Annotated in this window: 20 protein-coding genes; 15 read left to right on the top strand and 5 right to left on the bottom strand. The window is 52.0% G+C overall.

Features of this window, described 5'->3' with window-relative positions; genetic code table 11:
* Positions 1–116: 116 nt before the first annotated feature.
* Both ACOOGA_RS18950 and ACOOGA_RS18955 read left to right on the top strand, forming a co-directional pair.
* Complete coding sequence (locus ACOOGA_RS18950; RefSeq protein ID WP_417461713.1) at positions 117–1,748, top strand: CTP synthase; 1,632 nt, start codon at positions 117–119, stop codon at positions 1,746–1,748.
* Entirely contained in the window at positions 1,714–2,664 is a 951-nt protein-coding gene (locus ACOOGA_RS18955; RefSeq protein WP_417461712.1) for a hypothetical protein, read from the top strand. Before ACOOGA_RS18950 ends, ACOOGA_RS18955 begins: the two co-directional genes overlap by 35 nt.
* Here the strand turns inward: ACOOGA_RS18955 and ACOOGA_RS18960 are convergent.
* Positions 2,661–4,193 (bottom strand): M20/M25/M40 family metallo-hydrolase, encoded by a 1,533-nt coding sequence (locus ACOOGA_RS18960; protein ID WP_417461711.1) that lies wholly within the window; start codon positions 4,191–4,193, stop codon positions 2,661–2,663. The two genes, ACOOGA_RS18955 and ACOOGA_RS18960, sit on opposite strands and share 4 nt — an antisense overlap.
* 147 nt (positions 4,194–4,340) lie before the next feature.
* On the opposite strand from ACOOGA_RS18960, the gene eno reads away from it, so the two are divergent.
* The 10 genes from eno to ACOOGA_RS19010 all read left to right on the top strand — a co-directional run bounded on the left by eno (position 4,341) and on the right by ACOOGA_RS19010 (position 14,439).
* The gene (gene eno / locus ACOOGA_RS18965) at positions 4,341–5,615 is read left to right on the top strand and encodes a phosphopyruvate hydratase (protein WP_417461710.1); all 1,275 of its coding nucleotides are present in this window, start codon (positions 4,341–4,343) and stop codon (positions 5,613–5,615) included.
* 125 nt (positions 5,616–5,740) lie between these two features.
* Positions 5,741–6,058 (top strand): FtsB family cell division protein, encoded by a 318-nt coding sequence (locus ACOOGA_RS18970; RefSeq protein ID WP_417461709.1) that lies wholly within the window; start codon positions 5,741–5,743, stop codon positions 6,056–6,058.
* 148 nt (positions 6,059–6,206) lie between these two features.
* Positions 6,207–7,238 carry a pyruvate dehydrogenase (acetyl-transferring) E1 component subunit alpha gene (gene pdhA / locus ACOOGA_RS18975; protein WP_417461708.1) on the top strand — a complete coding sequence of 344 codons (1,032 nt, stop codon included), beginning with the start codon at positions 6,207–6,209 and terminating at the stop codon, positions 7,236–7,238.
* Between the two features lie 14 nt (positions 7,239–7,252).
* A complete protein-coding gene (locus tag ACOOGA_RS18980) occupies positions 7,253–8,641 on the top strand; it encodes a pyruvate dehydrogenase complex E1 component subunit beta (protein ID WP_417461707.1) in 1,389 nt (462 codons plus the stop codon).
* 235 nt (positions 8,642–8,876) lie between these two features.
* Entirely contained in the window at positions 8,877–10,184 is a 1,308-nt protein-coding gene (locus tag ACOOGA_RS18985; RefSeq protein WP_417461706.1) for a pyruvate dehydrogenase complex dihydrolipoamide acetyltransferase, read from the top strand.
* Between the two features lie 10 nt (positions 10,185–10,194).
* On the top strand, positions 10,195–10,557 hold the full coding sequence (locus ACOOGA_RS18990; protein WP_417461705.1) for a cupin domain-containing protein: 363 nt from the start codon (positions 10,195–10,197) through the stop codon (positions 10,555–10,557).
* Between the two features lie 2 nt (positions 10,558–10,559).
* On the top strand, positions 10,560–11,957 hold the full coding sequence (lpdA, locus tag ACOOGA_RS18995; RefSeq protein ID WP_417461704.1) for a dihydrolipoyl dehydrogenase: 1,398 nt from the start codon (positions 10,560–10,562) through the stop codon (positions 11,955–11,957).
* A 263-nt stretch (positions 11,958–12,220) separates the two neighbouring features.
* Positions 12,221–13,135, top strand: coding sequence for a lipoyl synthase (gene lipA, locus ACOOGA_RS19000; protein ID WP_417461703.1), 915 nt, complete (start codon positions 12,221–12,223; stop codon positions 13,133–13,135).
* 29 nt (positions 13,136–13,164) lie between these two features.
* On the top strand, positions 13,165–13,929 hold the full coding sequence (locus ACOOGA_RS19005) for a DUF3667 domain-containing protein (RefSeq protein ID WP_417461702.1): 765 nt from the start codon (positions 13,165–13,167) through the stop codon (positions 13,927–13,929).
* A gap of 60 nt (positions 13,930–13,989) precedes the next feature.
* Entirely contained in the window at positions 13,990–14,439 is a 450-nt protein-coding gene (locus tag ACOOGA_RS19010) for a type II toxin-antitoxin system RatA family toxin (protein WP_417461701.1), read from the top strand.
* Here the strand turns inward: ACOOGA_RS19010 and ACOOGA_RS19015 are convergent.
* From ACOOGA_RS19015 to ACOOGA_RS19030, 4 genes are read right to left on the bottom strand one after another with little or no spacing between them, the layout of a single operon-like run.
* Entirely contained in the window at positions 14,436–14,930 is a 495-nt protein-coding gene (locus ACOOGA_RS19015; RefSeq protein ID WP_417461700.1) for a CinA family protein, read from the bottom strand. The genes ACOOGA_RS19010 and ACOOGA_RS19015 overlap by 4 nt on opposite strands.
* Positions 14,930–15,937 (bottom strand): YeiH family protein, encoded by a 1,008-nt coding sequence (locus tag ACOOGA_RS19020; protein ID WP_417461699.1) that lies wholly within the window; start codon positions 15,935–15,937, stop codon positions 14,930–14,932. The genes ACOOGA_RS19015 and ACOOGA_RS19020 overlap by 1 nt, the downstream gene beginning before the upstream one ends.
* Positions 15,937–16,455, bottom strand: coding sequence for a phosphatidylglycerophosphatase A (locus ACOOGA_RS19025; RefSeq protein ID WP_417461698.1), 519 nt, complete (start codon positions 16,453–16,455; stop codon positions 15,937–15,939). Before ACOOGA_RS19025 ends, ACOOGA_RS19020 begins: the two co-directional genes overlap by 1 nt.
* 4 nt (positions 16,456–16,459) lie before the next feature.
* Positions 16,460–17,659 carry a bifunctional 2-C-methyl-D-erythritol 4-phosphate cytidylyltransferase/2-C-methyl-D-erythritol 2,4-cyclodiphosphate synthase gene (locus ACOOGA_RS19030; RefSeq protein ID WP_420429206.1) on the bottom strand — a complete coding sequence of 400 codons (1,200 nt, stop codon included), beginning with the start codon at positions 17,657–17,659 and terminating at the stop codon, positions 16,460–16,462.
* Between the two features lie 59 nt (positions 17,660–17,718).
* Between ACOOGA_RS19030 and dusB the strand changes: the two genes are divergently transcribed.
* From dusB to ntrC, 3 genes are read left to right on the top strand one after another with little or no spacing between them, the layout of a single operon-like run.
* On the top strand, positions 17,719–18,705 hold the full coding sequence (gene dusB / locus ACOOGA_RS19035; RefSeq protein ID WP_417462106.1) for a tRNA dihydrouridine synthase DusB: 987 nt from the start codon (positions 17,719–17,721) through the stop codon (positions 18,703–18,705).
* Positions 18,705–19,805, top strand: coding sequence for a two-component system sensor histidine kinase NtrB (locus ACOOGA_RS19040; RefSeq protein WP_420429208.1), 1,101 nt, complete (start codon positions 18,705–18,707; stop codon positions 19,803–19,805). Before dusB ends, ACOOGA_RS19040 begins: the two co-directional genes overlap by 1 nt.
* On the top strand, positions 19,792–21,246 hold the full coding sequence (gene ntrC, locus ACOOGA_RS19045) for a nitrogen regulation protein NR(I) (RefSeq protein ID WP_417461695.1): 1,455 nt from the start codon (positions 19,792–19,794) through the stop codon (positions 21,244–21,246). The genes ACOOGA_RS19040 and ntrC overlap by 14 nt, the downstream gene beginning before the upstream one ends.
* The last annotated feature ends 71 nt before the right edge of the window (positions 21,247–21,317 follow it).

Consider the following 21,317-nt stretch of genomic DNA (forward strand, 5'->3'; position numbering starts at 1 on the left):
CTTCAAAGCGGGGGCCAAGAGCCCCCGCTTCTCTTTGTGTAAGCAAGTATCAAATTGATTTATCCCGGCCCTGGCCGATGGATCGCTGTGTGCTTTTTGAATATTAGAGAGGCTTCATGACGCGTTATATTTTTATCACCGGTGGTGTGGTTAGTTCTTTGGGCAAGGGTTTGTTGTCCGCGTCGCTTGGCGCGTTGCTGCAGGCGAGGGGATATTCTGTTCGGTTGCGAAAACTGGACCCCTACCTGAACGTCGATCCGGGCACCATGAGCCCTTACCAACACGGTGAAGTCTATGTGACAGACGACGGTGCGGAGACAGATCTGGATCTTGGTCACTACGAACGGTTTACCGGTGTAGCTTCACGTCAAAGCGACAATATTACTTCAGGTCGTATTTATCAGCAGATCATTCAGCGGGAACGTCGTGGCGATTATCTGGGTGGTACGGTTCAGGTAATTCCGCATGTGACAGATGCGATCAAAGAATTTGCGTTGGCCGAGCAGGACGGTATTGACTTTATGCTGTGCGAAATTGGCGGAACCGCTGGTGATATCGAAGCGGCGCCTTTTATGGAGGCGATTCGCCAACTGTCCATTGAGTTGGGTAAGGGCCGGTCAATCTTCGTTCACCTTACTCTTGTGCCTTATCTTGCGGCGGCGGGTGAGTTGAAAACGAAACCAACCCAGCACAGCGTGCGGGATTTACGCTCTATAGGTATTCAGCCAGACATTCTTGTTTGCCGGTCTGAGCACCCGATCCCGGATGGTGAGCGCCGCAAGATGTCGCTTTATTGCAATGTTTCTGAAACGGCTGTGATCCCAGCGCTTGACGTAGGCACAATTTACGAAGTTCCGATTTCCTACCACAAAGAAGGTCTGGATATTGAAGTGTTGAAGGCCTTTGGGCTCGCGCACTCTCAAAAGCCTGATCTTGGGCCGTGGGAAGATATTGTCGATCGTATCAAGAACCCTGAAGGCGAGGTGACTATTGCTGTTGTGGGCAAATACACAGGCCTGAAGGATGCTTACAAGTCACTCAACGAAGCTATCATCCATGGTGGCATTGCCAACAGAGTGAAAGTGAATATTGAGTGGTTTGAATCGGAGGTGTTTGAGCGTGACGATGCAATGTCCCGACTTGAGAACGTTCATGCGATCCTTGTTCCTGGCGGGTTTGGCAAGCGCGGTACGGAAGGCAAGATCGCAGCGGCGCGTTTTGCACGGGAGCGCAATATTCCATACTTTGGCATCTGTCTTGGTATGCAGATGGCGACGATTGAAGCTGCAAGGAATCTTGCTGGCATTACAGATGCAGGTTCGACTGAGTTCGAAGAACAGAAGAACCCGGTTGTTGGCTTGATCACCGAATGGGTGCGCGAGGATGGCAGTGTTGAAACCCGTACGGAAGATACAGACCTTGGCGGTACAATGCGCCTTGGCGCATATGATGCCTGCCTTAAGGAAGGCTCCCGTGTTGCGGATATTTATGGGAAGACCGAGATATCTGAGCGTCACCGGCACCGCTACGAGGTCAATATCGGTTATGTAAAACAACTCGAAGACGCTGGTGTACTCTTCTCGGGTATGTCACCCGATGGCGACTTACCTGAAATCATGGAAATCCCAGGTCACCCTTGGTTTATCGGTGTTCAGTATCATCCTGAACTCAAGTCAAAACCATTTGACCCGCATCCATTGTTTGCGAGCTTTGTTGAAGCGGCGCTTCAACAAAGCCGGTTGGTCTAGACTAACTAAATATCTGATTTTATTGAAAAGGAGGCTTTCGGCCTCCTTTTTGCATTTCAGTGTGCCCAGAGACTTAAAAACGGTAAAATGTGCCTATATGGCCCAAATTGACAAGGGAACGCTTGTTATGATTCGTCAAATTTTGCTCACTCTATCAGCAGTGTTGCTTTTGGTAGGGCCAAGCTATGGAGCGACTGATGAAGAGCGAGCCGCTGAGGCTCTTCAGAATGCGCAGGCCATGGTTGCTGAATTTGCTAATGAGCGGGATGAGGCGACCCTTGAGCGTATCGATAAGAGCGTTGAGCGAGTTTGGTTGCAGCTTCTCGAGTATCACGGTATTGGCAACCAGCTTGTGCCGCAGCTCGCTCTCCTGCGCGCCCGCAGCGCCAGCGCGGAGAGGGATAAGCGCCGTGCCGTTCCAGCATGGCAACAAGCGATCCAGGCGAATTCGAGTGTTTCCCCGGCATTTGTGCTTGGCCTTAACATTGAGGCGGCACACGCGGCTGCCATGGTAGGCGAGTATGAAGAATCCAGCAGGTTCTTTGCCGCAGCAAGAGCATATGCATTTGTGCGTGGCGACCAAAGCGAAAGCGCACGGCTGCAGATGAGAGTGACAGAGCTGCGGGTTCTTGGTGGAACCATGCCTTGGCGGGATCTCAATGATGCGTTAACGGACCTGCGTGATTTTTCCGAAACCTTCCCTATGTGGACCTTGCCGAGACTTGAATCTCTTCTCAGCGAAGGCGAGATCCGGTTAGTGAACCAGCCTGAAGGCAAAGAAAAGCGCGGTGCGTTATCGAGCCTTAAAGCCGAAATATTGCTCATGCAAAAGGGGATGAACCTCAATCTGCCCGCCAGTTTTACGTCGAGAATAAGGGCGCTCTTTTATGCGCTCGAAGACAACTACGATCTCTAATCATCTCGCCCGAAGTTGGTCAGAATTGTGGCATATATCTCAATAGCATCCCAAAGGTTTTGGAGCCTCAGGTTCTCATTCCGTCCATGTTGATTATTATCATGGTTAGCGATGGGCAGCAGAATGATAGGGGCCTCAAGCGCTTCCTCAAACAGGTAGATGGGTAGGCTACCGCCCATGGTCGGTGTCAACAGGGTCGGTTTCTGGTCAATATCATTCAGGATTGAGATGAGCTTACGCGCTATCGGGCTGTTAAGGTCACTGCGAAACGCGCCATAACCACCATCCACCCAATCAACCTTCAGAACCTTCTCATGTTGCCTGAGTTCTTCATCGCTCGGCTCTCTATTTGTTAGCCAGTAACCTTCAGATTCAAAAAAAGTGTTCAGAGCCTTTTTCACACTCTCCGGCGTCTGATCCGGTACCAAGCGGAGGTTCAGCGACGCTGTCGCCTGCGGCATTATAATGTTTCTGGATTTGCTTCCTGTACCGCCGCCATCAAAGCCCTTCACAACGATGGCGGGTGACATGATCAGCTCTTCAAGCCTCTTTCCGTCCCCGTCTGTGTCCCCTAAGGCGAGCTCATTGCGTAAAGCTTCATCCATTTGGGGAAGGGCGTCGATAGCTGCTTGCTCTACAGCAGAGATCGGCCGCACATTATCCAGGTAACCGGGAACCAGAATACGAGCTTCTTCATCTTTCATCTTGGCTAACAGATGAACAAGGCGGTCATTTGGGTTGGGCGCCCAGTTGCCATAGTGGCCGCTATGGAGTGGTCGTTTCGGCCCAAAGGCGGTTAGGTGAACGGTCATGGCACCGCGGACACCAAAAACGAGTTGGCGCTGTCTGCTTTGATGCATTGGCCCGTCACAGAACAACAGGAGGTCTGATGACAGTTTGTCAGCGTGTGTGTCGAGTATTTGCCGAAGGGTAGGGGAGCCTGCCTCTTCCTCGCCATCCAATATCAGCTTGATGTTGACGCCTGGGGCAAGGCCCGCTTCGTCAAGTGCATCAATCGCCGCCATGAGGGCAATAACGGGAGCTTTGTCGTCACCGGCAGAGCGGGCAAAAATACGCCATTCAGGATCAAATGCCTGCGCACTATCTGGCCAATCAACAATGTTTCCGCCTGTTTCAACCAATCCATCCCGAAGTGTTGCTTCAAACGGTGGGCTTGCCCAATTCTGAGGTGCTACGGGTTGCCCGTCAAAGTGGGCGTAGATGAGAATTGTTTTCGAAGCACCTGGCGTTTTCTTTTCAGCGATAATGTAGGGGGCTCCGCCAGCGCTAACTGTCTCTGATGTAAAGCCGCGGGCCTTGATATACTCCGTTATCCAACGCGCATTTTCATGCATGTCATCCACGTTGTCAGAGACATTGGGCAGGGACAGGAACTCCCGAAAGTCATTGACGATCCTATGAGCGTTGTCGTTGATGTAGGCTTTCAGCTTATCTGAAGCCGCCGCAACATTGACTGTGGCAGTGAGTGCCAGCACACCGGCAAGCCCATATCTCGACAATACATTCATAATGTTTCTCCCCCTCAGGGGGACTTTATCAGCAGGTTTACGTTTTTCCAGCTTTACTGCGTCGAAACCTTGCGCGTTGCGTTTGGAAAGGGTAACAATCCGCCCTAAATTTCTTGTTTCTCCATTTGAGCATTTAAGGACAAGCCAATGAGCGCGATCATCGATATCATCGGCCGCGAAATCCTCGATAGCCGCGGTAATCCCACAGTAGAAGTTGATGTAATCCTAGAAGACGGTGGTGTTGGCCGTGCTGCAGTACCATCAGGAGCCTCAACCGGCGCACATGAAGCCGTTGAACTGCGTGATGGTGGTGGTCGCTATCGTGGCAAAGGTGTCTTGAACGCTGTTGAGGCTGTGAATGGTGAGCTGTTTGATGCGCTCGTGGGGCTCGATAGCGAGGACCAGTTGGCGATTGATCAGATAATGCGTGAGCTAGACGGTACAGAAAACAAGAGCCGCCTTGGTGCAAACGCGATCCTTGGGGTTTCCCTTGCCATCGCGAAAGCAAGCGCAAGCAGCTTGGCTGTGCCTCTATATCGCTACGTCGGCGGTCCAAATGCGCATGTACTGCCGGTTCCTATGATGAATATCATCAACGGTGGTGAGCACGCTGATAATCCGATCGATGTTCAAGAATTCATGATCATGCCGGTAAATGCCGAAAGTGTGCGAGATGCCATCCGTATCGGTGCTGAAATTTTCCATGAGCTCAAGGCAAGGCTCCATGCGGCTGGCCATAACACGGCAGTGGGTGATGAGGGTGGTTTTGCGCCGAACCTCAATGGTACGGTTGATGCGCTTGATTTCATCATGGATGCTATCAAAAGCGCAGGTTATGCGCCGGGTGAGGATGTGTATCTGGCGCTTGATTCTGCCTCGACAGAATTTTTCCACGACGGGAAATATATCCTGAAAGGTGAGGGCAAAGAGCTAGATAGCGCAGGCCTTGTCGAGTATTACGCTGACTTGGTTTCCAAGTACCCAATCATTTCAATTGAAGACGGCATGGCGGAGGATGACTGGGACGGCTGGAAGATGCTGACCGACCGGATCGGCGATAAAGTACAGCTTGTTGGTGACGACCTTTTTGTTACTAACCCTGTGCGGCTCGCTGAGGGTATCGCCAAAGGCGTTGCAAACTCGATCCTCGTGAAGGTTAATCAAATTGGTACGCTGTCTGAAACCATGAAGGCGGTGGATATGGCGCACCGGGCATCATACACGTCCGTGATGTCACACCGCTCCGGCGAGACAGAAGACGCCACCATCGCTGACCTTGCGGTCGCCATGAACTGTGGCCAGATCAAAACAGGGTCGTTAGCGCGCTCAGACCGGCTTGCAAAATATAACCAGCTTATCCGTATCGAGGAAGAGCTTGGTGCGAGTGCGGTGTATGCTGGGCGGTCTATTCTGAAGGCATAGGTAATTATAGCAACGTGGCGCCCGCAAAGCGGGGGCTACGTTCGGCATTTTAAGCGCGCCAAAAACTTTAATTTTCGGTGCGTTTTTGCTTGCCTGTGCGATTCGGCTGTGAGATGATTCGAATCATGAAGCGATTCGGAAGAATATCAAGGTATCTGGGGCAGGCGTGGCTTGCTGGTGTGTGGCTGTTTTTGTTCGGCTACTTTGCCTTTCATGCCTTTCAGGGTGATAGCAGCATCGCTGCTTTGAAGCGCCTTGAGGTGCAGGAACAAGAACTTGCGACGCAAGCCCGTAAAGTTGCGGAGGTGCGCGAAGCACTTGAGGCTCGCACACATAAGCTTTCAGGAAGTACAATTGATCCGGACATGCTGGAAGAGCAGGTAAGGTTACGTCTTGGCTTTACTCATCCCGACGAAGTAGTGGTTTTCATTTCAGTTGATTGATAATTAACATATATTAAGTTAATTAATATTTATCCTTAAATATCAATAAGTTATATACTATTGCAAATTCCATGAAACGGCGTTATCCATTACCCATACACGCTAGCGCGATGGGCACCCCGCCCACGACCTTTTCTGGAAGGCCGATATGACTACAAAAAAGACTACCAAGAAGTCGACGGCAGCAAGTCGTCGCCGCAATACTGGTCCGGCGCTCTATGATGCGTCGAACGACGAACTCATTGAACTATACCGCCAAATGCTGTTGATCCGCCGGTTTGAAGAAAAAGCTGGCCAGATGTATGGCATGGGCTTGATTGGTGGTTTTTGCCACCTGTACATTGGTCAAGAAGCCGTTGTGGTGGGTATTCAGACTGCATTGAAAGACGGCGACTCCGTTATTACGGGCTACCGGGAGCACGGCCATATGATTGCGGCAGGGGCTGACCCGAAAGCAGTGATGGCGGAACTGACCGGACGTTCTGGGGGTTGCTCACGCGGTAAAGGCGGTTCAATGCATATGTTTGACCCGGATCGTGGGTTCTACGGTGGTCATGGCATTGTTGGCGCGCAAGTCTCACTGGGCACAGGCCTCGGGTTCGCAGCCAAATACCGCAAGACAGACAACGTATCGGTTGCCTATTTTGGCGACGGCGCAGCAAATCAGGGCCAAGTGTACGAGAGCTTTAACATGGCCCGTATCTGGGATTTGCCAGTGATCTATATCATTGAGAACAACCAGTACGCCATGGGAACCAGCGTTAGCAGGTCTTCTTCACAGATTGAGCTGCATCGTCGCGGTGAAAGCTTTAAAATTCCTGGCAAACAAGTTGACGGCATGAATGTGCTGGAAGTGCGGGCAGCGATGGATGAAGCCGTGGCGCATTGCCGCGAAGGTAAAGGTCCATTCATTCTTGAAATGAAAACATACCGTTACCGTGGCCACTCCATGTCGGACCCGGCAAAATATCGCTCCAAAGAAGAAGTTCAGAAAATGCGGGCTGAGCATGACGCTATCGATCAGGTAAAACAGCGCATTCTTGATGCTGGTCTCATGGATGAAGCGGCGCTCAAGGACCTTGATAAAGAACTCAAGGCAATTGTGGCTGACGCTGCAACATTTGCAACAGATTCGCCTGAACCTGAGCTTTCTGAACTTTATACTGATGTGCTGGCGTAAGGGAGCATCCAACCATGGCAATTGAAATCACCATGCCGGCCCTGTCTCCCACTATGGAAAAGGGCACACTCGCAAAATGGCTCGTCAAAGAGGGCGATAGCATCGAATCCGGCGACGTAATCGCGGAAATCGAGACAGACAAGGCGACAATGGAAGTAGAAGCCGTTGATGACGGCGTTATCGCGAAACTTGTGATCGCTGAGGGCACGGATGATGTGCCTGTTGGCGAACTCATCGCGGTTGTTGCTGAGGAAGGCGAGGACGCGGACGATATTAGCGTGTCCAAAAAGCCTGAAGAAAAATCCAAAGAAGCACCTAAAGCACCGAAAGAGGACCCTGACGAGCAGGAAACCGTTTTTGCGGGCGCTGTTGCCAGCGCGGAAAATCTCAAAGACCCTGAAATACCATCAGGCACGAACATGGTGAAGCTGACCGTGCGTGAAGCGCTGCGCGATGCCATGGCTGAGGAAATGCGCAAAGACGGCGACGTTTTTGTGATGGGCGAAGAGGTGGCAGAATATCAGGGCGCCTATAAGGTAACTCAGGGCCTGCTTGACGAATTTGGCTCAGAGCGCGTTATCGACACGCCAATCACTGAGCATGGTTTTGCCGGCCTTGGTGCTGGCGCAGCGTTTGCTGGCCTTAAGCCTGTAATCGAGTTCATGACGTTTAACTTCGCCATGCAGGCGATTGACCACATCATCAACTCTGCGGCCAAAACCCGCTATATGTCTGGTGGTTTGGTGAAGTGTCCGATCGTGTTCCGGGGGCCAAACGGCGCTGCGAGCCGCGTTGGCGCACAGCACAGCCAGAACTACGCATCGTGGTATGCGAACGTGCCGGGCCTTAAGGTTATTGCACCCTATGATGCGGCTGACTGCAAAGGGCTTCTCAAAGCTGCAATTCGTGACCCGAACCCGGTTGTGTTCCTCGAGAACGAGCTGATGTACGGCGAAAGTTTTGAAGTGCCGGAACTTGATGATTACGTGCTCCCAATCGGTAAAGCGCGTATGTTCCGTGAAGGCGCCGACGTAACAATCGTATCTTATTCCATTACTGTCGGTGAGGCCTTGAAAGCCGCAGACAAGTTGGCGGAAGAGGGCATCAGTGCCGAGGTGATCGACCTGCGTACCATACGTCCTCTGGACATTGAAACCGTGATTGAAAGCGTAAAGAAAACCAACCGTATCGTGATAGCGGAAGAAGGCTGGCCGCAATGCTCTGTGGCGTCAGAGGTCTCCGCTCAACTGATGGAGAAAGCTTTCGATTGGCTCGATGCGCCAGTTACGCGCGTAAACAGCGCCGATGTACCATTGCCGTATGCTAACAATCTTGAAAAAGCGGCAGTTGTAAGCGCGAAAGACATCGTTAAGGCGGCGAAAGCCGTTTGCTACGCTGATTAAATTGGAAAAGGAATGAGGCGAAGAAAATGGCGTCGGTTGCTTAATCGGAACGCTCTGAGGGGTGCCTTACAGAGTGCTAAAATTAAGACTGATTACCGTTCTTTTAGCCTCGGTGGAAAAGCTGGCGATAAAGCGGAAGAAAAAATCCTAGTTCTTCTGATAGCAATAGGCACAGTTCTTCTTATCGGTTCATTTCTTTCAAACTGAGAACAGTATCAGACATAAGGCTACTCTCATGGCTATTGAAATTTTTATGCCCGCACTGTCGCCCACGATGGAAAAGGGCACGCTCGCTAAATGGCTAGTGAAAGAAGGCGATTCGGTTGAATCCGGTGATGTCATTGCTGAGATCGAAACCGATAAGGCGACGATGGAAGTTGAAAGCATCGATGACGGCACAGTAGCCAAAATTCTCGTTGCTGAAGGCACAGATGATGTGCCTGTGGGCAAGATCATCGCCATGCTTGCAGAAGAGGGCGAAGATGTTTCTGACATAGAGGCGCCACCTGAAAGCAAGCAAACTGCTGCGCCTGAAAAAGAGCCAGAGGGCAAGAAGGAAGAGGATAAATCTTCCAGTGAGTCTGAAGACAAGCCCGCAAGAACAGAACGTAAGTCTGAGAAACCTGATGGGGACCGTATCAAGGCGTCGCCGTTAGCGAAGCGAATTGCAGACCAGGAAGGGCTTGACCTTAAGGCTGTTGAAGGTACCGGCCCAAGTGGGCGCATTGTAAAGCGCGACATTGAAGCCGCGATGGAGGCAGGTGACGCTAAAGCTAAGGCCGCTTCTCCCGCCGCAGAAAAAGGAGTGGTGTCGAAAGCCATTCCTGCGCCAGAGTATGGCCCGCATGATGATATTCCGTATCGGGAAGAGCGCTTGTCGAACATGCGCAAAACAATTGCGCGCCGCCTGACAGAATCGAAAACAACGGTCCCGCATTTCTACCTCACAATTGACTGTGAACTCGACAAGCTGCTGGCTCAGCGCAAAGACCTGAATACCAAGCTTGCCGATAGCGGCGTTAAGCTGTCGGTGAATGATTTCATTATTCGAGCGACAGCACTCGCTCTCAAGAAAGTGCCTGCTGCGAACGTGCAGTTCGCGGGCGATAAGATGTACTGGTATGAACGGGCGGATATCTCTGTCGCGGTTGCGATTGAAGGCGGCCTTGTTACACCAGTTGTGCGCGGTGCCGACAACATGGGCCTGTCTGAAATTTCGAATACTGTCAAAGATCTCGCGACCCGTGCCCGGGATGGTAAGCTAATGCCGGAAGACTATGCTGGGGGTACTTTCTCCATATCCAATCTTGGAATGTTCGGCATTCGTGAATTCAGCGCTGTGATCAACCCGCCGCAGGGCGCGATCCTTGCGATTGGTGCCGGCGAACAGCGCGCGGTTATCAAGGATGGTGCTGTAGCAGTTGCGACCGTGATGAGTTGTACCATGTCATGTGATCACCGCGCAGTAGATGGTGCCGTGGGCGCTGAGTTCCTTGCTGCCTTTAAAGGCTACATCGAAGACCCGATCACAATGCTCCTTTAAGGATTAAGTGATGATGGATGCGGTTCACCTCAAAGACAAGCTTGCCAGCTTTAGCGATCATTGGTCGCCGAAGCTGGTTGGAAACCTTGATGGTTATCACGTTAAGCTCGCCAAAATTCAGGGTGACTTTGTGTGGCATGCTCATGCGGAAGAGGATGAACTTTTCCTCGTGATCAATGGTCGTTTTCGGATGGATTACCGTGACCGTCAGGTATGGGCGGAAGAGGGTGATTTGATCATCGTGCCCAAAGGTGTTGAGCATAAGCCGTTCGCGCCAGAAGAATGCAGCGTCATGTTGATAGAGAAAGCGACGACCGACCATACGGGCGGTGTCGCTGATCCAAGGCGCGTTGAAAGTCCCGAAAGGATTTAGGAATGTCGACTAGTTTTGATTTGGTTGTTGTTGGTGGCGGCCCTGGCGGTTACGTGGCGGCAATTCGTGGTGCGCAACTCGGTATGAATGTGGCGTGTGTTGAGCGTGAACATCTTGGCGGTATCTGTCTGAACTGGGGCTGTATTCCGACCAAGGCGCTCTTGCGCTCCGCTGAGGTGCTTCATCTGGCTAAACATGGGGCGGATTTTGGCCTCAAAATCGGTCAGGTCGAGTTTGACCTTGAAGCCATTGTTAAACGTAGCCGCGGCGTGGCGTCGCAAATGAACGGCGGGATCAAGTCGCTTCTGAAGAAAAACAAGGTTAGGCACATTGATGGTGAAGCCAAGGTTTCTGGGAAAGGCAAGCTGACGGTCACTGACAAGAACGGAAAGACCAGCGATCTTTCAGCCAAAGAAATCATTCTGGCGACGGGGGCTCGTGCGCGGGAACTGCCGCATCTCAAGGCAGACGGCGAGCTGGTTTGGACCTACAAACATGCTCTGACCCCCAACGTTATGCCGAAAAAGCTGCTTGTTATCGGTTCCGGCGCTATTGGAATTGAATTTGCGAGCTTTTTTAACGAATTAGGCTCAGATGTGACCGTTGTTGAGATGATGGACCGTGTTCTTCCCGTGGAAGATGCAGACATCTCCAAATTCGCAGAAAAATCGTTCAAAAAGCAGGGCATGACGATCAAAACGGGCGCATCGGTGACTGAGCTCAAAAAGGGCAAAAATAACGTCACTTGTGTTGTTGAAGCCAAAGGCAAGAAAGAGGAAATCACCGTTGACCGCGTGATTGTAGCCATTGGTATCACCGGGAACGTTGAGAACCTGGGTCTTGAGGATGTAGGCATAAAAACCGACCGGGGGCACATAGTCACCGACAAATGGGGCCACACCGGCGTTGAAGGTTTTTGGGCTATTGGTGATGTGGCTGGGGCGCCTTGGCTAGCGCACAAGGCAAGCCATGAGGGTGTTATTGCTGTTGAGAAGATTGCAGGTGTTAAAGGCCTTCATCCAATGGATAAGGGAAACATCCCGGGCTGCACATACTGCCGGCCACAGGTGGCCTCAGTCGGCTTCACGGAAGCCAAAGCGAAAGAAGAGGGCTATGACGTCCGTGTCGGCAGCTTCCCGTTTATCGGGAACGGCAAGGCCGTCGCTCTTGGCGAGCCTGAGGGGCTGGTAAAAACGGTGTTTGACAAAAAAACGGGTGAACTTCTTGGCGCACATATGGTTGGCGCTGAGGTTACTGAGATGATCCAGGGTTACGTTGTGGCACGCATGCTCGAGACCACTGAAGCTGAGCTGATGCATACTGTCTTCCCCCATCCAACCCTGTCGGAAATGATGCACGAAAGCGTTCTTGATGCTTATGGTAGGGCTATTCACTTCTAGGAGCTATTTCAGGGCGAAGCTACGAAGGTAATTTCCTTGATGTCGATTTGTGGACATCTTGCATATGCTCAGGTAAAAGCTGCAGAAAACGGGTGGTGAGGTTTGAGATGGACCTACCTCTGTCAACGACTGAGGTAGAGACACACGGGCAATGCCCCAAGTGGTAACTGAGGCATCCAAGTAATTGCAGTATCAGCTTCGGCTGGCATTGTTGACCAAGTAAGAAGGTGGCTTCGCGCCGCCTATGAGTTGGATAAAAAGTCATGAGCACTGAAGACAAACCACAAGAGTATCAGCGCAAACCTAGCTGGATCAGGGTCAAGGCACCCGTCAGTAAAGAGTATGCGGAGACGCGCAAGATGATGCGCGACCTGAAGCTCCATACGGTTTGTGAGGAAGCGGCTTGTCCCAACATTGGGGAATGTTGGAAACAGAAGCACGCCACGATCATGATACTTGGCGATACCTGTACCCGAGCATGTGCTTTTTGTAACGTCAAAACCGGACGGCCGATGACGGTTGATCCGCTCGAGCCTATGAACACGGCCATTGCTTGTGCCGAGATGGGGCTCAACCACATCGTAATTACGTCTGTTGACCGGGATGACCTTGATGATGGTGGTGCGCGCCAGTTTGTTAAGGTGATTGAAGAACTTCGGAAGCGCAGTCCAAAAACGACAATTGAGATTCTGACACCGGATTTCCGCAACAAGCCGGGCGCCATAGAGATGGTGGCTGAAGCACGCCCGGACGTGTTCAACCACAATCTTGAGACCGTACCGCGGAACTATCCCAAAATTCGTCCAGGCGCGCGCTATTATCATAGCTTGAGGCTGCTCGAGACCGTGAAAAAGGTCGATCCTTCAATCTTCACCAAGTCTGGCATCATGGTGGGCCTTGGCGAAGAACGCATGGAAGTTAGCCAGGTAATGGATGACATGCGCATGGCTGACATTGATTTCATGACGATTGGCCAGTACCTCCAGCCGACGCCCAGGCACGCGAAGTTAGAGCGCTATGTAACGCCGGACGAATTTAAGTCCTATGAACGTATGGCTAAAGGGAAGGGGTTCCTTCTCATATCAGCGACACCACTTACCCGCTCAAGCTATCATGCGGGTGACGACTTTGCCCGCTTGCGCGCGGCGAGAGAAGTGCGCCTCAAGGCCGCTGAATAACGGGTAAAATTATCCCCTCAGGAAAGCATATGCAGCAAGCGGTTGAAGTTACCAATGAGAGGGCTAACTGCCGGAACTGCGATGCTGCTCTTACGGGGAAATTCTGCAGCAATTGTGGTCAACGGGATCGTGGTGGTGACCTCGATGCGAGCGAGCTTGCATCAGAAGCGGTCGATTCTATAGTCAGAATTGATAGCAAACTGTGGCGCACGCTTGTCGAGCTTACGAAGAACCCGGGAGCGGTTGCAAAAAACTACGCGAATGGTATGCGCGCGCGGTATGTTAATCCGCTGCGTTACTGCTTTGCGACCGTGGCAATATCGATTGCCGCAACCATCTACACCGGCGAGTTTGACGCCATCAGCGAGCGTGTGGTTTTCGAGACAGCTATTGAAGCAGCTGAGGACCCTTTCGTCCGGGATCTCAATAGTTTCATACTCAAATACCTGAATCTTATGTCTCTTCTTGCGGTGCCGATATATGCATTGGTGCTTAAGTTGCTGACCAGACGTTCCGGTTATAGTTATGCGTCACACTTCAGCTTTGTATGTTTTGTCTTAGGCCATGGCGCCCTTTTGGGAGTGCTAGGCACTCTATTTAACAGCTACATCTATTTTCTTGGCCTTGTACCCTCGCTGATTATTACAAATTTTATCTATATATACGGCGCCATGAGGTTTTATGATCGTGGTATCTGGGTGTCGTCGCTGCTTATTAGCGCCGCGTTTACTAGCTATGTGGGGCTGATCTTTGGCCTAGTGTCTGCAGCGTTTATGCTTGGATTTTTGGGCTAGGTAATTGTCTTGCAGCGTGGTGGCGCGGAAGCTATAAAATCGCAAAACTAAGGAACATCCGTGCCGCATTTCAGCGAAAAAAAAGTTCTACCCTATACTCAGGAACAATTATTTAAGCTGGTTTCTGACGTTAAGCGCTACCCTGAATTCCTGCCTTGGTGTACGGGTGCCCGGGTCTACAATCGTCAGGAAAACCGGTTTGATGCTGATGTTATTATAGGCTTCAAGATGTTCAGTGAACGCTTCACTTCAAGGGTGAGGCTGGAGCCTAATAGCCAGGTAGATGTCGATTATATTCGGGGGCCTATGAAACGGCTCTATAATCACTGGCGATTTACGCCCGAGGGGTCAAATGCCTGCCTCATAGATTTTGAGGTAGAATTCGAATTCTCAAACCGGATGTTAAACCAGATGATTGGAGGTTTGTTTGGTGAGGCGTGTAAAAAAATGGTCCATGCTTTTGAGACACGGGCCAATGATATATATGGACCACCAGCAAACAGAGCCTAAGGTCTCAGCTTCTCCAAAATGAGTTTAAGAGCCGTCTCAGTGGTGAGACGCCGAATTTCGGCGCGTCTCAAAGGACCGAAACGGCACTCGGTGGCTGTTGGTGTTTCTCCCTGCATCGCAATGCCGATCCAGACCAAACCAACGGGCTTGGCGGCACTACCGCCACCGGGCCCAGCCACCCCCGTGATGGATACGGCAATGTCGCCGCGAGAGTTCGCAAGCGCACCATAGGCCATTTCCTTGGCGACAGCCTCCGATACAGCGCCAAAACGGGTTAAACTTTCGGCGCTGACATCAAGCATCTGATGTTTGGCCTCATTGGAATAGGTGATGAACCCTCGCTCGAACACATCAGATGATCCTGCGATGTCCGTGAGGGTTGCGGCAACCAGTCCACCGGTGCAGCTTTCTGCTGTTACGACCATAAGGCCTTGAGCACGCGCTTCGCCTAAGACAGCATCGGCAAGGGAGAGTAGGGTGTTGTTGGTCATCAGTTCACCACGTAAGGCAGGCATAGCAGTACTAGTGCCGCGAGCCATACTGTTTCAGCTACCATCAGCAGTATCGGCCGCCACCCCAGCGTTGCAATGCTCTTGAGGTTGCTTTTCAGGCCGATGGCTGCAATTGCGGTAATGAGACATGTTCTTGAGACAGTGGTCAAGCTCGCCTTAAGTTCCACCGGAATGCTGACAAAGCTGTTTAGGGCAACTAACAAAACAAAAGCGACCAGGAAACCCGGCAACAGAGGTGGCTTTTTGCCCGTTCCCATTTCGGCCCCACAGGTTGCACGAAAAACCATGACAAAAATAAGCACCACAGGTAGCAAGAGAGCGACGCGCATGAGTTTGGTGAGTGTGGCGAGGTCTCCGGCTTCGGTAGAGATGGAATACCCGGCACCGACTACCTGTGCGACGTCGTGGATTGTTGCGCCGATGAAGACACCGGCCTGCGTTTCGCTCAGGCCTAACACTGTACCGATCATAGGATAGATAATCATCGCGAGGGTTGAGAGTGCAGTTACACCCACAACGGCAAAGACTGTGTCTCGTTCCTGAGAGGCGTTTTTGGGCATAATGGCAGAGATTGCCAGCGCGGCCGATGCCCCACAAATTGCGACGGCGCCACCTGTGAGCGCACCAAAACGATGTTTTAAGCCAAACAGCCGCGCAATGATCAAACCAAATAGAATGGTAAGGGCAACACCCGCAGTCATAAGGGCGAAGGTTTCCCAACCAAGGGCCATGACGTCAGAGAGGGCAATGCGCAGGCCAAGAAGTGCGACCCCAATGCGTAGAATGGTTGTGCCTGTGAAAGCTATTCCGGGCTGACATTTGGGATCTTCATGAAGAAAGTGAAGGGCCATGCCCAACAGAAGGGCAAACAACATGGCGGGGGCGCCGTAGTGTTCACCCAGAAAGCTGGCCGCCAATCCGACTGTAAGTGAAATTATAAAACCAGGGAATATACCGGCAGCGCGTTCTTTGATACTGGAAAACATTAATATAAACCATCTAACAATCCGAGATATGTCAGCATAATTATACTAATGGCAGACAAAATGCCAGCAACAAGGTCGTCGACCATGACACCAAAGCCGCCGGCGACCTCCTTATCGAGCCAGCCGATCGGCCAAGGCTTGATAATGTCAAAGAAGCGAAAGAGGACAAATGCCAAGCCGTATAGAACAAGAGACGGTTCAAGCCACAAGAGAGGGACGAGGGCGAGCCACTGACCCGCGATTTCATCAATGATAATTTCGGGTGCATCATGAATGCCGATTGTGTTCTCGATCCTGTCTATCGCTATGCTTGATATCACGGTGAGCACCGCTGTTAGGAGGATGAGCTCGATGACACCAACATTAAGCATTATTAGCCCATAGCCAAGAGCCAAACCCAGTAGCGAGCCCCAGGTGCCAGGCGCAGGCTTTGCCATGCCAACACCCAGGCCCGTAACGAGCCAGAACAGTGGTGATTGTGTGCGCTCATCCCAGGTTCGTAGCGATACCTTCGCCATTTGTCTAACCTTTCAGCGGTAGGCGTATGGTCGCCGTAGCTTGCGCGGCAATGCCTTCTTCGCGACCGGTAAAGCCAAGTTTCTCTGTCGTTGTGGCTTGGATACTCACTCGGTCGACATCTATCAGCAAAAGCTCAGCCACGCGGCTTCGCATCGCCGGATTATGTGGTCCGACTTTTGGTTTCTCACAGATGATACAAACACTTACATGCGCAACAACACCGCCTTTTGCGCGGACCCGATCGCGCGCGAATGTCAGGAACTGATCACTGGGCGCACCCCGCCACTTAGCATCAGACGGAGGGAAGTGTTGCCCGATGTCACCATCTGCAATGGAAGCGAGTAAGGCATCAGTAAGAGCATGAAGGCCAACATCAGCGTCGGAGTGCCCCTTGAGGCTTTTAGTGAAAGGAATTCTTACTCCGCAAAGCCAGACATGGTCACCATCTTCAAATCGGTGAACATCGTAACCGGAACCAACTCTGACATCCGCCAGTTGCATCATGAGAATTTGCTCCGCTTTGACAAAATCCGCTGCTGTGGTGATTTTGAAGTTTTCAGCATTTCCTTCAACAACCTGTACTGAAAAGCCAGATGCCTCCATAACGGCCCCGTCATCAGTCAACTCCTTGCCTATGGCAGCACTGTGGGCTTCAAGCAGATTCTCGAACGAAAAGGCTTGCGGAGTTTGCACCGCATAAAGCCTTTCACGGTCCACAGTGTGGGTAATTGTGCCTTCTGTCACGGATTTCAGGGTGTCCGTGACCTTGGTTGCGGGAAGCACAGCCTGCGCACCAGCCTTCAACGCTCCAATAAGCCGATGGATGGTGCCTGTGTCCACAAACGGCCGCGCCGCGTCATGGACCAGTATGAACTCAGGCTCAAGATGCTTGAGCGCCGAAATGCCGTTAAATACACTCTCCTGCCGGCTGGACCCACCAAAAACGGCTGGCTGTATGGGGTGATTTTGCACAGCGTCATTGTATAAATCGGTGTCGTCGGGGTGGATCACCACCTGTATCACCGCTTCAGGCAGCGCATCTTTTATTGCGTTAAGCGTATGCGACAGAATCGTTTTCCCTGCCACCCGCCGGTACTGTTTGGGTGCGCCTTCACCGGCTCTGCTGCCGCGTCCGGCAGCTACAATGAGCACTGCAATTGGTGCGTAGCTCGGTTGTGAAATCTGAGGCTGGCTTTTTGTCATAACTTCTGGCATAAGCAGTGCCCAATATTTAGGCAGTGAAGTGTTGTAGGTAGTTAATGATGGCTCTTAGCATTGGTCCGGTTGAAATCAAAGACCCAGTTATTCTCGCGCCCATGTCTGGCGTGACAGATATGCCCTTTCGTCGCCTGGTAAAACGGTACGGTGCAGGGCTTGTCGTGTCTGAAATGATTGCATCTGAAGCGATGATCCGCGCAACCGAGCGTAGCCAGAAAATGTCTACCAATTGCGCAGAAGAATTTCCAATGTCTGTGCAGCTTGCAGGCTGTGAGGCCAGCAAAATGGCAGAGGCAGCGAAGCTCAATGAAGATCGGGGTGCCGCCATTATTGATATTAACATGGGCTGCCCGGTGAAGAAGGTCGTTAATGGTCACGCTGGCTCCGCGCTGATGCGAGACCTTGATCATGCCGGTGAGCTTATCCATGCCACAGTAAACGCTGTTTCATTGCCGGTAACACTCAAGATGCGCCTAGGTTGGGACGACAGCAGCTTCAATGCGCCTGAACTTGCAAAAATCGCAGAGCAAGCTGGCATTAAAATGATTGCCGTGCATGGCCGTACCCGATGCCAGATGTACCGTGGCCACGCGAACTGGAAAAAGGTTGGCATCGTCAAACAGGCAGTTGACCTCCCCGTCATCGTGAACGGTGACATCAATGAATTTGATGACGTTACACAAGCGCTTGAGGATTCAGGGGCGGACGGTGTGATGATCGGCCGCGGCTGTTACGGCAAACCCTGGCTTATTGGACAGGTGATGGAATATCTGCGCAGCGGTGAGCGTATAGATGCTCCTGACCTTGACGAGCAAATGGAAACTGTGCTCGAGCACTATGATGACATGCTGCATCACTACGGTGTTGAAGGTGGAGTTCGGATCGCGCGAAAGCACCTTGGCTGGTATACAAAGGGTTTGCATAGCTCTGCTGACTTCAGGAATGAGATCAACCGCATGGATGATCCTGCGGAGGTCAAGAAAGCGCTTCGAGAATTCTACCTTCCGCTTTGCGAGCAAATGGCGGCTTGATGCAAAACGAGGGGGGAGCGTCGGAAAGTGTTAGGGTGCAGGATATTCTGCATAGTCTTTCTCAAGCTATCTTCCTGATCGACAGCTCCAATAAAATCGTTAACGTATATGCTCAGGCTGAAACCATCTTTGAGCGAAGCCGGGAGAGCCTTTGCGCGAGCCCGATTGCACACCTCCGCGGTGTCGGTTATGCCGCAGATGGCTTGGTCACACGGGCGCGCGACGAAAATACCCCCTTGAATAGCTATGATGTTTCTGTGGTTCCGCCGATTGGTGATATTGAACTGATGGATATGCATGCGCACCCCTATGGGGACGGCGAGGACATCCTCTTGTCAGTGCAGCCGCGACGCATTACCGCGTTCCTTGAAAAGCGCGCCGAGATGGAAGCGGCCGCCCGCTCTGTGAGTGGTCTTGCCTCTATGTTGGCCCATGAAATCAAAAACCCGCTTTCGGGCATTCGCGGTGCGGCACAGCTGATGGGTCGCGCGCAAGACGGAAAACACGCGCGGTTGACAGAGCTTATCGTCAAGGAAGTTGACCGCATAAAGGGGCTCGTGGATGAGCTTGAAACCTTCAGCGCCCCACATGCGCATACCAATGAGGCTGTGAACATCCACGAGGTGCTCGACCATGTGCTGGATGTTGCTGTGGCAGGCTTTGGTGCCAAATGTAGTTTCAGGCCACGCTTTGACCCATCTTTGCCGCCTGTTTACGGGAATTTTGACCGCCTAATTCAGGTGTTTCTCAATTTGGTGAAAAACGCCGTTGAGGCGGCTGGGCCAGAGGCCGACATTACGATCACAACATCATACCGGCATGGTATCTGGCTAACCGGGCGCGGCGGTGAACGTATCAGGCTTCCTATTGAGGTAAACGTACTGGATAACGGGCCTGGCATTCCAAGTCATCTGCGAGGGCACCTGTTTGATCCCTTTGTAAGTGGCAAGGAGGGCGGCACCGGGCTTGGGCTGGCGCTTGTCGCGCGCTATGTGAGCGATATGGAAGGCACCGTTACTTGTGACAATAACCCTAAGGGTGGGGCGCACTTTAAAGTACAATTGGCGTTAGAAGAGGACATGAACCGTGGCGCGAACTAAACCAACCATCATTGTAGCGGACGATGACACGGCTATCCGTCTTGTTGTTGGGGAAGCGCTGCGTCAGGAAGGGTGGATGGTGATTGAGGCAGAGGACCTGCCCGAGTTGCGCCGTCTCGTTGAGCGCGGGCAGGGGGATGTTGTAATTTCTGATGTTATGATGCCCTCCGGTAGCGGCTTGGACGCATTGCCTGCACTTCTGGAGAAACGTCCAGACCTGCCTTTTGTCATTATGAGCGCGCAGAATACGCTGTCGACTGCCATGGCGGCGACCAATAATGGTGCATTTGATTATCTTCCAAAGCCTTTTGATATTGATGAGTTAACATCAATTGTTAAGAAGGCACTTAAAGAAAAAGCAACCACAATCACAGGTGATCTGGAGCGCGATGAAAACCTTCTTATTGGGCGTTCACCCGCGATGCAGGAAATTTACCGCACGATGGCCAGAGTGGTAAAAACTGACCTTACCGTCATGGTGACGGGCGAAAGTGGCACAGGTAAAGAGCTAGTGGCGCGCGCGCTTCATGCACACGGGCCAAGGGTAAATAACCCGTTTGTCCCGGTGAATATGGCGGCAATACCGCGCGAACTCATCGAAAGCGAGCTTTTTGGCCACGAACGCGGTGCCTTTACAGGCGCGGAAACCCGAACGCTTGGCCGTTTTGGCCAGGCAAAAGGTGGCACGCTATTCCTAGATGAGATCGGCGATATGCCATTGGAGGCGCAAACGCGCCTGTTGCGTGTGCTGCAGGAGGGCGAGTATCGTACCGTTGGCGGCCAGAAGAGCATCAAATCCGACGTTCGCATTATTGCAGCCACCAACCGCAGCCTTCAAGCAATGGTCAGGTCAGGAGACTTTCGGGAAGATCTATTCTTCCGGCTGAATGTGGTGCCGTTGTCGCTGCCGGCGCTGAGGGAACGCCCCGGTGACGTGCCAGACCTGGCTGAGCATTTCCTTCGTAAGGCGGTAGATAAAGGCCTGCCGCAGAAAAAGCTGACAGACGGGGCAAAAAAAGCGCTCCAGTCGTTTGACTGGCCGGGCAATGTTCGTGAGCTTGAGAACCTGTTGCAGCGTATATGTGCGTTGTACCCGGGTAAGGAAATCAGTGGAACCGTTATCAAGACGGAGTTTGACCGCTCAACCTCTGAACTTGCTGGTGGTCCCGTAAGCATTATGGCGGATGTGAGTGGCGGAAACCTTGCGCAAACCCTCAGACTCCATCTCGACCAGTATTTTGACTATCACGACGATGGTTTGCCGCCTGCAGGGCTCTATCAGCGCATTTTGCGGGAGGTAGAGCGTCCACTTATCCAGAAAGTGCTCCATGTTACCGGTGGAAACCAGGTAAAAGCCGCAGAACTTCTGGGTTTGAACAGGAACACGCTGCGGAAGAAGATCCGCGAGCTGGATATCTCTGTAAACCCGCGCACGACCTAAACTTTGCCACAATCTTGCATCAGCGTGTGATATATCTGGAACAAATGTGACAAATATGCATCATAGGCCGC

The organism is Kordiimonas sp. (assembly GCF_965216265.1).
In the GTDB taxonomy this organism is placed as follows: domain Bacteria; phylum Pseudomonadota; class Alphaproteobacteria; order Sphingomonadales; family Kordiimonadaceae; genus Kordiimonas.